Below are 12,478 nucleotides of genomic sequence, written 5' to 3' on the forward strand. Positions count from 1 at the left end.
ACCAGTGAGCACCGACGACCTTCCCCTCGTCCCGTCCGGCGGCTGCGGCGACGGCTGCGCCTGTGGCGCCGCCTCCGACGGTCCCGGCGAGGAGTACCTGGAGTGCGGCCTCGACCCCGCGCTCGCGCAGCTCCTGGCCGACGCAGGGCTCGACCCAGTGGAGGTCGAGGACATCGCCAATGTCGCCATCCAGGAGGACCTCGCCCACGGCGTGGACGTGACGACCGTCGCGACCATCCCCGAGGACGCCGTCGCCACCGCCGACTTCGTCGCGCGCGAGGCAGGCGTCGTGGCCGGTCTCAGGGTCGCCGAGGTGGTTGTCTCGGTGGTCTGCGAGGACGAGTTCGAGGTCGAGCGGCACGTCGAGGACGGCGACCGGGTGGAGGCCGGGCAGAAGCTCCTGTCGGTCACCACACGCACGCGTGACCTGCTCACCGCCGAGCGCAGCGCGCTGAACCTGCTGTGCCGGCTGTCCGGCATCGCGACCGCCACGCGCGCGTGGGCGGACGCGCTGGAGGGCACCGACGCGCGCGTGCGGGACACGCGGAAGACCACTCCGGGGCTCAGGTCGCTGGAGAAGTTCGCGGTGCGCTGCGGGGGCGGGGTCAACCACCGGATGTCGCTGTCCGACGCGGCGCTGGTCAAGGACAACCACGTGGTCGCCGCAGGTGGCGTGGCCCAGGCGTTCAAGGCCGTCCGCGAGGCCTTCCCGGACGTGCCGATCGAGGTCGAGGTCGACACCCTGCACCAGTTGCGGGAGGTCGTGGACGCGGGCGCCGACCTGATCCTGCTGGACAACTTCACCCCCGGCGAGTGCGAGGAGGCGGTCGCGCTCGTGCACGGACGGGCCGCGCTGGAGGCCTCCGGGCGGCTGACGCTGGACAACGCGCGCGCGTACGCCGACACCGGCGTCGACTACCTCGCCGTGGGTGCCCTCACCCACTCCTCGCCGATCCTCGACATCGGCCTCGACCTGCGCGAGGCGGAGTAGTCGCGATGCTCCTCACGATCGACGTAGGCAACACGCACACCGTCCTCGGCCTGTTCGACGGCGAGGACATCGTCGAGCACTGGCGCATCTCCACGGACGCGCGCCGGACCGCGGACGAGCTGGCCGTACTGCTCCAGGGTCTGATGGGCATGCACCCGCTCCTCGGGGACGAACTGGGCGACGGCATCGACGGCATCGCGATCTGCGCCACCGTGCCGTCCGTGCTGCACGAGCTGCGCGAGGTGACGCGGCGCTACTACGGCGACGTGCCGGCCGTGCTGGTCGAGCCCGGAGTGAAGACGGGGGTGCCGATCCTCACCGACAACCCCAAGGAGGTCGGCGCCGACCGGATCATCAACGCGGTGGCGGCCGTCGAGCTCTTCGGCGGTCCCGCGATCGTCGTGGACTTCGGCACGGCGACGACGTTCGACGCGGTGTCCGCGCGCGGGGAGTACGTCGGCGGGGTCATCGCGCCCGGTATCGAGATCTCCGTGGAGGCGCTCGGCGTGAAGGGGGCGCAACTGCGGAAGATCGAGGTGGCCCGGCCGCGGAGCGTGATCGGCAAGAACACGGTGGAGGCGATGCAGGCCGGGATCGTCTACGGGTTCGCCGGGCAGGTCGACGGCGTGGTGAGCCGGATGGCCCGGGAACTCGCGGAGGACCCGGAGGACGTGACGGTGATCGCCACCGGCGGGCTCGCGCCGATGGTGCTCGGGGAGTCCTCGGTGATCGACGAGCACGAGCCCTGGCTGACGCTGGTGGGCCTGCGACTGGTGTACGAGCGGAACGTCTCGCGGATGTGACCTGCCGGGCCGGGACGCCCGGACCGGCATTGGGGTGGCCCGGTCACGCCACACCCGTCCCTTATGTCAAATTTGTCTGATTAGCGCGTACTGTCGCCGCATGCCCACGCCATACGGATCCCGCGGCGGCATGGCGTTCGGCGTGGAGGAGCTGCGTGTGCTCCGCCGCGCTCTCGCCCTCGCCCTTCACCCCGCCCCTGCCTCGGCCGAGGACATCAAGGACTGCCACCGCCTCGCCGAGTCCCTCGACGAGGCGGTGCGTGAGGGTGCCCGGCTGCGCGCCTTCCTGGTGGCCGACCTCGCCCGGTACCGCGCCGCACTGCCCGGCACCGCCGCCGGCTACCTCACGCTGCTGGAGGAGGCGCTGGGCGCCGGGTACCGGCCCGAGCCCGACGATCTCGCCGCGCTCCGGGCCCTGCGCGGCAGCCCCGCCGCCGCGGCGCTGCTGATCCGCTGCCAGATGCTGGCCGAACGGGACGTGAGAGCCCGCCTCGCGGCCGCCACGGGCGCCCGGCACACCCAGTCGGCGCCAGCGGTCCCGGCGTCCCGCACACGCCTCCTGGCGCTGCCCGGAGGGCTTGCCCGGGGCCGCACCGGAGGACTCGGCGAGGGGTGGTCCGGGGCCGTCGGGGGCGGTCCGGCGGTGCAGGACGCCAAGGAGCCGGCGAAGCGCCCGGAGAAGGCCCCGGCCAAGCCCGCGGAGAAGCCCGCTCCCGCGGCCCCGAAGCCCTCGCGGCCCATCCCCACCCCGGGTGAGGTCTTCCCCCGCCGCAAGCCGGCCCCGCCGCCGGCGAACCCGCCCCAGCAGCTCGCCGCGGGCTGAACGCGGGTCGGCCGCACCCCGCCCGAGTTGTCCCGGTGCGGCTGGCTACCCTGGAGGCATGGACTACGTCTCCGCGCTCGTGCCCCCGGTCGTCATGGCCGTGTTCTTCATCGGTGTGATCCGGGTCATCGTGAAGACCCAGGGCGGGGCCAACAAGGCCAAGGAGGACGCGGCCGTCGACGCCGCCCTCGCGCGCGCGGAGGCGACCAAGCAGGCCGACTGACCGGCCCTTCCCCCGTCGGCGTACGACTCCCCGAGCCACCGTGCTTTCGGAGTCGTACGCCCTTTTTGTTGCTGTTTGACGTCGAAAGAGCACGTCCGTCACGCCGATAGCCGGATCTCCCACTATTGTGCTGAGGTGTGCCTCGCCCATTGGGAGAACTCGAAGACGCGGTCATGACGCGGGTGTGGAAGTGGAACCGCCCGGTCACCGTTCGAGAAGTCCTGGAAGACCTTCAGCAGGAACGGTCCATCGCGTACACCACGGTGATGACCGTTTTGGACAATCTCCATCAGAAGGGCTGGGTGCGCCGTGAGGCGGAAGGCCGGGCCTATCGATATGAGGCGGTCTCCACACGGGCCGCCTACGCCGCCGCACTGATGAACGAGGCCTGGTCGCAGAGTGACAACCCCGCCGCCGCTCTCGTCGCCTTCTTCGGGATGATGAGCGAGGAACAGCGACAGGCACTCCAGGACGCCGTACGGATCGTCGGGGGACCGACCGTGGAGAACCCCGACTCGGCAACGCGGGACGGCGGGCGATAGCGTCCGCTCATGTCCGCGAAGAGCCCCTCCGCCGAGAACCCCGAAGTCACCGCAAAAGCCATCACCGTCCGGCGGGCCCGCACCAGCGATGTCGCCGGCATCCGACGGCTCCTCGACTCCTACGTCCGCGACCGCATCCTGCTCGACAAAGCGACGGTGACGCTTTACGAGGACATCCAGGAGTTCTGGGTCGCCGAGCGCGACGACAACGCCGAGCTGGTCGGCTTCGGCGCCCTGCACGTCATGTGGGAAGACCTCGCGGAAGTACGCACTCTCGCCGTGAAGCCCGGACTGAAGGGTGCCGGGGTCGGGCATCAGTTGCTGGAGAAGTTGTTGGAGACGGCCCGCTGGCTCGGTGTTCGCCGCGTTTTCTGTCTCACCTTCGAAGTGGACTTCTTCGGCAAGCACGGCTTCGTCGAGATCGGTGAGACACCCGTTGACACCGATGTCTACGCAGAGCTACTGCGTTCCTATGACGAAGGCGTGGCAGAGTTCCTCGGTCTCGAACGAGTGAAACCGAACACCTTGGGCAACAGCCGGATGCTTCTGCATCTGTGATCGCCAAGGATTCCGGGGCTTCCGGGCCCGCCCGTGCCCAGGTTCCCTATGTCCGAAACGCGCATGTTTCCGGACGGGGAGGCCCCTGTCGGTCTCTCCCGGGGGTTTGTGTTTTTCCAGCAAAAGCGGTTTGCTTTCCGACGTACTGCAGTACTGCATATAACAGGGGACGGCGAAACGGCGGACGCCGCAGACCCCCGGCCCTCAAGTATTGGATGAAAGGAAATCCGGTGGCACAGAAGGTTCAGGTCCTTCTTGTCGACGACATCGACGGCGGCGAGGCGGACGAGACCGTCACGTTCGCGTTGGACGGCAAGACGTACGAGATCGATCTCACGACCGCCAATGCGGACAAGCTTCGTGGCCTTCTCGAGCCCTACGTGAAGGGCGGTCGCCGCACCGGAGGCCGTGCTTCGGGCGGGCGCGGAAAGACGCGGGCCGCTTCCGGTGGCAGCCAGGACACCGCTCAGATCCGTGCCTGGGCCAAGGAGAACGGTTACGAGGTCAATGACCGCGGCCGTGTTCCGGCGAGCATTCGCGAGGCTTACGAGAAGGCCAACGCCTGATCGAGAGGTGCACGAAGGCCGGGGTCCGCGAAGGCCTGTGCCCGAGCGCCCCGCAGCCGCAGCCGGTGGCAGTGCGTCGCCACCGTGTTCACGACGCGTACGAGATCGGGGGCGCCCCCACCGCCCCCCAGTGCCGACACCGTCGGCAGCGAGGCCTCGACCTCGCACCCAGGCTCGGGGGGCCGCAGCCACACGGCGGCCCCCTGCAGGGCGCCGGGAGCCGCATGCTCCCCTCCGGGAGGCGCCGCCGCGACGGGGCCGCCCGTCCCCGGCGCGGCTGACCGGCCCGCAGATCCGGCCGGCACCCGGCCCGGTGCCGCTCCGGTGAGCCCGGTCGTCTCCGCCCTGGGCGAGCGCCACGCGCCCGTGCCAGGCTGCCGCGTCGCCCCGGCGAGGCCACCCGGCATCCGGCCCCACGCTGCGCCCGCGGGCCCGCCCGGCACCGCCCCGGGGAGTGCCGGTGCCGTCATGGAGCCGTCCGCGCCGATCGCCCGCAGGTCCAGCGGGAGCGAGCCCCACTCCAGCCACTCCAGGATTCCGGGCAGCTCCTCCGCGCTGCCCGCCGCCACCAGGAGCCGCACGCGGTCGCCCCGCAGCGCCACCGGAGACGCCCCGGCGAGGTGGCGCAGGGCCGCGCGGCCCGCCTCGGCCGGGACGTCCAGGACGTCGAAGCGCGGGCCCACCCGCAGACGTACGGGAGATTCGGGGGTGCTCGCGGGCACCGTGGGCCAGCCCAGTTCGTTCTCGTACCAGCGGCGGACCTGATCGTCGCCGGCGGCGGCCCGGTCGGGCGGCCGCCGGGGGAGCGGGACCGCGGTGCGTTCCGAGGTGCGAGGGAGGTGGCCGGCAACCATGCCGAGTGCAACCGCCGGAAGGGCGCGAGAGTTACGCTGGGTGCGCCGACGTGTGCGAAGAGTGTTTGAGGAGGGGGCGTGCGGAGGTGCGGGGTGGCACAAGGTTGTTCGCCCGTAGCGGAGGGACGGGGGGCGTACGGCATGGAGTGTCGGTCGGAGCGGGTAAGACATCCCTAGTGGGAGGGGGCGACACGCAGGAAAGGACGTCTCACGTTCGCCATCGGCGTACTGGCGACTGGGGTAACTGCCTGGCCTGCGGGAACATCGTCTCGCACCATCGGGTTGGAGCAGATGTCGGCGTTCGGGGTCAGGAGGCCATCGACGGTGTCGGCAGTTGGAATGAGCGGTCCCCGCTTGCGGGACTAAGCTGCGGAAGGACAGGGAGGGGAAGTTCCCCCCACTGCCTGACCGCTCTGAGGAGCGATTAACGATGTTCGAGAGGTTCACCGACCGCGCGCGGCGGGTTGTCGTCCTGGCTCAGGAAGAAGCCCGGATGCTCAACCACAACTACATCGGCACCGAGCACATCCTCCTGGGCCTGATCCACGAGGGTGAGGGTGTCGCCGCCAAGGCCCTTGAGAGCCTCGGGATTTCGCTCGAGGCGGTCCGCCAGCAGGTGGAGGAGATCATCGGGCAGGGGCAGCAGGCCCCGTCCGGGCACATCCCCTTCACCCCCCGTGCCAAGAAGGTCCTGGAGCTGTCGCTCCGCGAGGCCCTTCAGCTGGGCCACAACTACATCGGCACGGAGCACATCCTGCTCGGCCTGATCCGTGAGGGCGAGGGCGTCGCCGCCCAGGTCCTGGTCAAGCTGGGCGCAGATCTCAACCGGGTGCGGCAGCAGGTCATCCAGCTGCTCTCCGGTTACCAGGGCAAGGAGACCGCCACCGCCGGCGGGCCTGCCGAGGGCACCCCCTCGACGTCCCTGGTCCTCGACCAGTTCGGCCGGAACCTCACCCAGGCCGCTCGTGAGTCCAAGCTCGACCCGGTCATCGGGCGCGAGAAGGAGATCGAGCGGGTCATGCAGGTGCTGTCCCGCCGTACCAAGAACAACCCGGTGCTGATCGGTGAGCCCGGCGTCGGCAAGACCGCCGTCGTCGAGGGCCTCGCCCAGGCCATCGTCAAGGGCGAGGTGCCCGAGACCCTCAAGGACAAGCACCTCTACACCCTGGACCTCGGCGCGCTGGTCGCCGGCTCCCGCTACCGCGGTGACTTCGAGGAGCGCCTGAAGAAGGTCCTCAAGGAGATCCGCACCCGCGGCGACATCATCCTGTTCATCGACGAGCTGCACACGCTGGTCGGTGCGGGTGCCGCCGAGGGCGCCATCGACGCCGCTTCGATCCTGAAGCCGATGCTGGCCCGCGGTGAGCTCCAGACCATCGGCGCCACCACGCTGGACGAGTACCGCAAGCACCTGGAGAAGGACGCGGCCCTCGAGCGCCGCTTCCAGCCCATCCAGGTCGCCGAGCCCTCGCTCCCGCACACGATCGAGATCCTCAAGGGTCTGCGCGACCGCTACGAGGCCCACCACCGTGTCTCCATCACGGACGAGGCCCTCGTCCAGGCCGCGACCCTGGCCGACCGGTACATCTCGGACCGCTTCCTGCCGGACAAGGCGATCGACCTGATCGACGAGGCCGGTTCCCGGATGCGCATCCGCCGGATGACCGCGCCGCCGGACCTCCGCGAGTTCGACGAGAAGATCGCCGGTGTCCGCCGGGACAAGGAGTCCGCGATCGACTCGCAGGACTTCGAGAAGGCCGCCTCCCTCCGCGACAAGGAGAAGCAGCTCCTGGCCGCCAAGGCCAAGCGGGAGAAGGAGTGGAAGGCCGGCGACATGGACGTCGTCGCCGAGGTCGACGGCGAGCTGATCGCCGAGGTCCTCGCGACCGCCACCGGCATCCCGGTCTTCAAGCTGACCGAGGAGGAGTCCTCGCGTCTGCTGCGCATGGAGGACGAGCTCCACAAGCGGGTCATCGGCCAGGTCGACGCCGTCAAGGCGCTGTCGAAGGCGATCCGTCGTACGCGTGCGGGCCTCAAGGACCCGAAGCGTCCCGGTGGTTCGTTCATCTTCGCCGGCCCGTCCGGTGTCGGTAAGACCGAGCTGTCCAAGGCGCTCGCCGAGTTCCTCTTCGGTGACGAGGACGCGCTGATCTCCCTCGACATGTCGGAGTTCAGCGAGAAGCACACGGTCTCGCGGCTCTTCGGTTCGCCCCCCGGATACGTGGGCTACGAAGAGGGCGGCCAGCTCACCGAGAAGGTCCGCCGCAAGCCGTTCTCCGTCGTCCTCTTCGACGAGGTCGAGAAGGCCCACCCGGACATCTTCAACTCGCTGCTGCAGATCCTGGAGGACGGTCGCCTGACCGACTCCCAGGGCCGGGTCGTGGACTTCAAGAACACGGTCATCATCATGACGACCAACCTCGGCACCCGGGACATCTCCAAGGGCTTCAACCTGGGCTTCGCGGCCTCGGGTGACAAGAAGACCAACTACGAGCGCATGAAGAACAAGGTCTCGGACGAGCTCAAGCAGCACTTCCGGCCCGAGTTCCTCAACCGCGTCGACGACGTGGTCGTCTTCCCGCAGCTCACCCAGGACGACATCCTCAAGATCGTCGACCTGATGGTGGGCAAGGTGGACGAGCGCCTCAAGGACCGGGACATGGGCATCGAGCTCTCCCAGTCCGCCAAGGAGCTGCTGTCCAAGAAGGGTTACGACCCGGTGCTGGGTGCGCGTCCGCTGCGTCGCACCATCCAGCGCGAGGTCGAGGACACGCTGTCGGAGAAGATCCTCTTCGGCGAGCTGCGTCCCGGCCACATCGTGGTCGTCGACACGGAGGGCGAGGGCGAGACCCAGACCTTCACCTTCCGCGGCGAGGAGAAGTCGGCGCTGCCCGACGTCCCGCCGATCGAGCAGGCGGCCGGCGGTGCCGGGCCGAACCTGAGCAAGGAGGCGTAAGCCTCAGGGCGACGCGTTGAAGGGGCCGGTGCCTTCGGGTGCCGGCCCCTTCAGCGTTGCTCCACCACCTGCCGGGCGTACGGCTTCTCCTTGTCCACGGCCGGCGGCACGACCTCCAGGAGTCCGAGGGGCCCGCAGGGCCTCCGGGGGCCTCCTGTGCCGTCGGAACGCGAAGGGCCGGTACCCGAAGGCACCGGCCCCGGAGTCGAGTGGTTCAGGACAACTGGCCGTCGTAGTCCGGCAGTTTGAAGGTCTTCTCGGCGTGGCCGCCCGACAGGTCGGTGGCGCTGTTGCCGATGTTCGCGATGATCGTGTAGCCCTTGTTCTCGATGTCGACGCGCTGGGCGGTCTTGTAGGTGGCGACGTTCTTGAACAGGTCGACGAAGCCGCGGACGTAGAGGCCGTTGACCTGGTAGCCGACGTGCTTGAGGTTGTAGTCGGTCACCGAGGCGATGATGCCGGGGCGGGCGGTCACGAAGAACAGGGAAACACCGTGCTCCTGGGCGTACTTCGCGACCTCGAGGACGGGCTTGTTGGCCGGCTGGGGGTAGCTGAAGCCGAAGTCGGTCTCCAGGGTCGTGTTGTCGATGTCGAGGACGATCGCCTGCTTCTCGCCGGGCCCGGGGGCGGCGATGCGCGTCTTCAGGTAGGGGAGGGCCTGGTTCATCACGGCCTGGCAGTCGGACTGCCAGGTGGCGTAGTCGACGTCCGCGGCGGCGGCCGAGGCGGTCGTGGAGCTGCTCGCGGTGCTCACGGTGGTCGTCGCGGCCTCGGCGGGAACGGCCAGGGCGACCAGTGCGGCGGCGGAGACGGTGCTTACGGCTGTGCGGCGCGCCCAGGGGCGTCGGTTTCTCATATGCGTGGGGGTCCTCTCACGTCCGTATGCCGTTGTCTGGTGCATGTTCGGGGGCGAGGGTGGCGCGAGGGGAACCGTAGGGTTACTGGCTGGTAAGTGGCCAGAGACGTGCGTCACATGACGGGACTTTTGCTTTTGGGTCGCCGGTGACTTGCCGCACAGGTGATTTGTCCATTACTAGCGGGAATAGTGAACAAATTTACCGAGCGTGCCTTACCTGGCGTACGTACCTTCTCGGCCCATTACTACATTCCGTCGTAGATGGGCCATTTGGGCCTGTTCGGCCACTGGGGTTACCAAGGGATGCGCCATCCGGTCGTCTTCATGTGCCGGGTGGTTTCTCCTGTCCCCTGCTTCATGAGGTTCCGAATGTTCCAGCGCGTCTCCCACCGCTCCTCCCGTACGTCCCTGCTCCGCACCCGTGTGGCCGTCATGGCCGCGTCCGTCGGGGCCACGGCTGTGCTGGGGGCCGGAGTCGCCTCGGCCGCGTCCTCCTCGGCCTCCTGGGTCGACCCGGTCAAGAAGTACACGCTCAGCGCGAGCTACGCGCAGGCCGGTGGCATGTGGCAGTCCACCCACAGCGGGCAGGACTTCGCCGTGCCGAGCGGCACGACCGTCGTCGCCGCGCACGGCGGGACCGTCGTCAAGGCGGGTCCGGGGGGTGCCGGTGACGGTGCCGCCTACGGCAACGCCATCGTGATCAAGCACGGCAACCGGACGTACTCGCAGTACGCCCACCTCTCCCGGATCAAGGTCAAGGTCGGCCAGGTCGTCAAGACCGGCCAGCGCATCGCCCTGTCCGGCAACACCGGCAACTCCAGCGGCCCGCACCTGCACTTCGAGATCCGCACGACCGCCAACTACGGCTCGGCCATCGACCCGGTCGCGTTCCTGCGGGCCAAGGGTGTGAAGGTCTGACCGGGGTCAGGCGCCCGAGCCGCCCCGATGGGCCTGCGTGATCAGGTCCGTCGCGACCTCCAGGACCGCCTGGCGCTTGGCCTCCGGGTCCGCGGTGATGTCCTGGAGGAAGAACATCCCGGCGTGCAGGGTGAAGAGCGCGCTGACGCAGCGGACCTGGTCGGTCAGGTCCGCCTCGGGGTCGACGATGATCTCGCGCAGCCCCTGCATGCGCTCCTTGAAGGTCTCGCCGACGCGCAGTTCACGGACCGTCGCCTGGTTCTCCTGCATGAAGCGGAACAGCGGTGTCGCACCCGTCAGGGTCTCGCTGTAGCGCCGTACGATCTCCTGCTTCGTCTCCAGCGTGTGAGGCTGCTTGCGGCCCCACTCGATGAGGTCGAGGATCGGCTGCGTCAGATCGTCGAAGATGCTGACGAGGATCTCTTCCTTGGTCTTGAAGTGGTAGTAGAGCGCCGCCTTGGTGACGTCCAGGTGCTCGGCGATCTCCCGCAGTGACGTCTTCTCGTACCCCTGCTCCGCGAAAAGTTCGAGGGCCACGTCCTGGATTCGCTGGCGTGTGTTGCCGCGGCGCTGCTGCTTCGTGACGTCCATGGTGCCGCCCATCCTCGTGCTCCTCGGCTTTCCATAAAACTTACTTGACGCCCGGCTAGTTACGCGTCTACCTTCCCCAGTGTAGACAACTAGCCGGGCGGCAAGTAAGTGCCCCGGCGAGGCAGTACCGCAGGACCTCAGGGGAGTGGGAACGATGGCGGACACACAGACGGTCGAGACGGAGCCGGACAAGAAACAGCGCAGCGTGCGGGTCGTCCTGCTCGCGCTGATGATCACCATGATGCTCGCGATGCTCGACAACATGATCGTGGGCACCGCGATGCCGACGATCGTCGGCGAGCTCGGCGGACTCGAGCACCTGTCGTGGGTCGTGACGGCCTACACGCTGGCCACCGCCGCCGCGACCCCGCTCTGGGGCAAGCTCGGCGACATGTACGGCCGCAAGGGCGTCTTCATGAGCTCGATCGTGCTCTTCCTGGTCGGCTCCGCGCTCAGCGGCATGGCCCAGGACATGGGCCAGCTCATCGGCTTCCGGGCCGTGCAGGGTCTCGGCGCCGGCGGTCTGATGGTCGGTGTCATGGCGATCATCGGCGACCTGATCCCGCCCCGGGAGCGCGGCAAGTACCAGGGCATGATGGCCGGCGTCATGGCGCTCGCGATGATCGGCGGTCCGCTGGTCGGCGGCACCATCACCGACAACTGGGGCTGGCGCTGGTCCTTCTACATCAACCTGCCGCTCGGTGTCGTCTCGCTCGCCCTGATCAGCGCGGTGCTGCACCTGCCGAAGAAGCGCGCACAGGCCCGTATCGACTACCTGGGCGCCGCCCTGCTGACCGTCGGCATCACCGCCATCGTGCTGGTGACCACCTGGGGCGGCACGGAGTACGCCTGGAGCTCCGCGCGGATCATGGAGCTGATCGGCATCGGTGTCGCCGCGCTCGTCGGGTTCGTGTTCTGGCAGACCAAGGCGGCCGAGCCGGTCGTACCGCTGCACATCTTCCGCAGCCGCAACTTCACGCTGATGTCGGTCATCGGCTTCATCACCGGCTTCGTGATGTTCGGCGCCACCCTCTTCCTGCCGCTGTACCAGCAGTCCGTGCAGGGCGCCTCCGCCACCAACTCCGGGCTGCTGCTCCTGCCGATGCTCGGCGCGATGCTGGTGACCTCGATGGTCGCGGGCCGGATCACCACCAACAGCGGGCGCTACTACGTCTTCCCGGTCCTCGGCAGCGTCCTGATGGTGATCGGGCTGTACCTGCTGTCGACCATGGACACCGGGACCTCGCGGTTCACCTCGGGTGTCTTCATGGCCGTCGTCGGTCTCGGCATGGGCTGCCTGATGCAGATCACCATGCTGGTCGCGCAGAACAGCGTCGAGATGAAGGACATGGGCGTCGCGTCCTCCTCCACCACCCTGTTCCGTACCCTCGGCTCCTCCTTCGGTGTCGCCATCATGGGTGCGCTGTTCAACCACCGCGTCCAGGACACCATGGCCGAGCGGGGCGGCACGCTGGGCTCCAAGGTGACCGAGCAGTCCGCCCAGTTGGACGCGAAGAGCCTGGAGAAGCTGCCGGACGCGGTGCGCGAGGCGTACCAGTTCGCGGTGTCGGCGGGCACGCACTCGGCGTTCCTGCTCGGCTCGATCGTCGCCGTGGTCTCGCTGGTGGCGGCGGTGTTCGTCAAGGAGGTGCCGCTGAAGGGAGCGGGACCCCAGAAGGCGGCGGAGGACGCGGCGCCGGCCCCGCTGGTCGAGGTCTGACCCGCCCCTGAACCCCGAACCGAAGGCCCCCCGGACGGTGTCCGCCCCGGGGGGCCTTCTTCGTGCGCGCACGAGGG

13 protein-coding genes are annotated in these 12,478 nt (G+C 68.9%); 10 read left to right on the plus strand and 3 right to left on the minus strand.

All coding sequences use genetic code 11. The features are described from left to right. The first annotated feature begins 4 nt into the window (after nt 1-4). From nadC to ACIQJT_RS18815, 7 genes are all read left to right on the plus strand, one after another. The gene (gene nadC / locus ACIQJT_RS18785; RefSeq protein WP_402644698.1) at nt 5-991 is read left to right on the plus strand and encodes a carboxylating nicotinate-nucleotide diphosphorylase; all 987 of its coding nucleotides are present in this window, start codon (nt 5-7) and stop codon (nt 989-991) included. 5 nt (nt 992-996) lie between these two features. Beyond that, a complete protein-coding gene (locus tag ACIQJT_RS18790; RefSeq protein ID WP_365461170.1) occupies nt 997-1,794 on the plus strand; it encodes a type III pantothenate kinase in 798 nt (265 codons plus the stop codon). Between the two features lie 130 nt (nt 1,795-1,924). Continuing rightward, nucleotides 1,925-2,617 (plus strand): hypothetical protein, encoded by a 693-nt coding sequence (locus ACIQJT_RS18795; protein WP_365461231.1) that lies wholly within the window; start codon nt 1,925-1,927, stop codon nt 2,615-2,617. Between the two features lie 58 nt (nt 2,618-2,675). Next, the gene (locus tag ACIQJT_RS18800) at nt 2,676-2,840 is read left to right on the plus strand and encodes a hypothetical protein (RefSeq protein ID WP_037717523.1); all 165 of its coding nucleotides are present in this window, start codon (nt 2,676-2,678) and stop codon (nt 2,838-2,840) included. Nucleotides 2,841-2,989: 149 nt separating this feature from the next. Then, entirely contained in the window at nt 2,990-3,382 is a 393-nt protein-coding gene (locus ACIQJT_RS18805; RefSeq protein ID WP_365461172.1) for a BlaI/MecI/CopY family transcriptional regulator, read from the plus strand. Nucleotides 3,383-3,391: 9 nt separating this feature from the next. Next, nucleotides 3,392-3,940 carry an amino-acid N-acetyltransferase gene (locus ACIQJT_RS18810; protein WP_053851121.1) on the plus strand — a complete coding sequence of 183 codons (549 nt, stop codon included), beginning with the start codon at nt 3,392-3,394 and terminating at the stop codon, nt 3,938-3,940. A 230-nt stretch (nt 3,941-4,170) separates the two neighbouring features. Next, entirely contained in the window at nt 4,171-4,506 is a 336-nt protein-coding gene (locus tag ACIQJT_RS18815; RefSeq protein ID WP_031044473.1) for an Lsr2 family protein, read from the plus strand. Here ACIQJT_RS18815 and ACIQJT_RS18820 read toward each other — a convergent pair. Then, the gene (locus tag ACIQJT_RS18820; RefSeq protein WP_402644703.1) at nt 4,485-5,360 is read right to left on the minus strand and encodes an SCO3374 family protein; all 876 of its coding nucleotides are present in this window, start codon (nt 5,358-5,360) and stop codon (nt 4,485-4,487) included. The two genes, ACIQJT_RS18815 and ACIQJT_RS18820, sit on opposite strands and share 22 nt — an antisense overlap. Before the next feature lie 430 nt (nt 5,361-5,790). Between ACIQJT_RS18820 and ACIQJT_RS18825 the strand changes: the two genes are divergently transcribed. Next, nucleotides 5,791-8,316 (plus strand): ATP-dependent Clp protease ATP-binding subunit, encoded by a 2,526-nt coding sequence (locus ACIQJT_RS18825; RefSeq protein ID WP_053851123.1) that lies wholly within the window; start codon nt 5,791-5,793, stop codon nt 8,314-8,316. Nucleotides 8,317-8,530: 214 nt separating this feature from the next. Here ACIQJT_RS18825 and ACIQJT_RS18830 read toward each other — a convergent pair whose 3' ends face one another. Beyond that, complete coding sequence (locus ACIQJT_RS18830) at nt 8,531-9,172, minus strand: HAD family acid phosphatase (RefSeq protein WP_402644705.1); 642 nt, start codon at nt 9,170-9,172, stop codon at nt 8,531-8,533. Nucleotides 9,173-9,541: 369 nt separating this feature from the next. Between ACIQJT_RS18830 and ACIQJT_RS18835 the strand changes: the two genes are divergently transcribed. Beyond that, nucleotides 9,542-10,090, plus strand: a complete 549-nt coding sequence (locus ACIQJT_RS18835) for a M23 family metallopeptidase (RefSeq protein WP_365461233.1) — start codon at nt 9,542-9,544, stop codon at nt 10,088-10,090. Between the two features lie 6 nt (nt 10,091-10,096). Here the strand turns inward: ACIQJT_RS18835 and ACIQJT_RS18840 are convergent, their stop codons facing one another. Beyond that, the gene (locus ACIQJT_RS18840; protein ID WP_402644707.1) at nt 10,097-10,693 is read right to left on the minus strand and encodes a TetR/AcrR family transcriptional regulator; all 597 of its coding nucleotides are present in this window, start codon (nt 10,691-10,693) and stop codon (nt 10,097-10,099) included. Between the two features lie 142 nt (nt 10,694-10,835). Between ACIQJT_RS18840 and ACIQJT_RS18845 the strand changes: the two genes are divergently transcribed. Further along, the gene (locus tag ACIQJT_RS18845) at nt 10,836-12,401 is read left to right on the plus strand and encodes an MDR family MFS transporter (RefSeq protein ID WP_402644709.1); all 1,566 of its coding nucleotides are present in this window, start codon (nt 10,836-10,838) and stop codon (nt 12,399-12,401) included. Nucleotides 12,402-12,478: the final 77 nt, after the last annotated feature.

It is taken from the genome of Streptomyces sp. NPDC091972, from assembly GCF_044756385.1.
Classification (GTDB): Bacteria; Actinomycetota; Actinomycetes; order Streptomycetales; family Streptomycetaceae; genus Streptomyces.

Excerpts from the sequence above, each read along its gene's own strand:
- ACIQJT_RS18790 (WP_365461170.1), top strand. The coding sequence starts at position 997 with ATGCTCCTCACGATCGACGTAGGCAACACGCACACCGTCCTCGGCCTG.
- ACIQJT_RS18795 (WP_365461231.1), top strand. The coding sequence starts at position 1,925 with ATGGCGTTCGGCGTGGAGGAGCTGCGTGTGCTCCGCCGCGCTCTCGCC.
- ACIQJT_RS18800 (WP_037717523.1), top strand. The coding sequence starts at position 2,676 with ATGGACTACGTCTCCGCGCTCGTGCCCCCGGTCGTCATGGCCGTGTTC.
- ACIQJT_RS18810 (WP_053851121.1), top strand. The coding sequence starts at position 3,392 with ATGTCCGCGAAGAGCCCCTCCGCCGAGAACCCCGAAGTCACCGCAAAA.
- ACIQJT_RS18820 (WP_402644703.1), bottom strand. The coding sequence starts at position 5,360 with ATGGTTGCCGGCCACCTCCCTCGCACCTCGGAACGCACCGCGGTCCCG.
- ACIQJT_RS18825 (WP_053851123.1), top strand. The coding sequence starts at position 5,791 with ATGTTCGAGAGGTTCACCGACCGCGCGCGGCGGGTTGTCGTCCTGGCT.
- ACIQJT_RS18830 (WP_402644705.1), bottom strand. The coding sequence starts at position 9,172 with ATGAGAAACCGACGCCCCTGGGCGCGCCGCACAGCCGTAAGCACCGTC.
- ACIQJT_RS18835 (WP_365461233.1), top strand. The coding sequence starts at position 9,542 with ATGTTCCAGCGCGTCTCCCACCGCTCCTCCCGTACGTCCCTGCTCCGC.
- ACIQJT_RS18840 (WP_402644707.1), bottom strand. The coding sequence starts at position 10,693 with ATGGGCGGCACCATGGACGTCACGAAGCAGCAGCGCCGCGGCAACACA.
- ACIQJT_RS18845 (WP_402644709.1), top strand. The coding sequence starts at position 10,836 with ATGGCGGACACACAGACGGTCGAGACGGAGCCGGACAAGAAACAGCGC.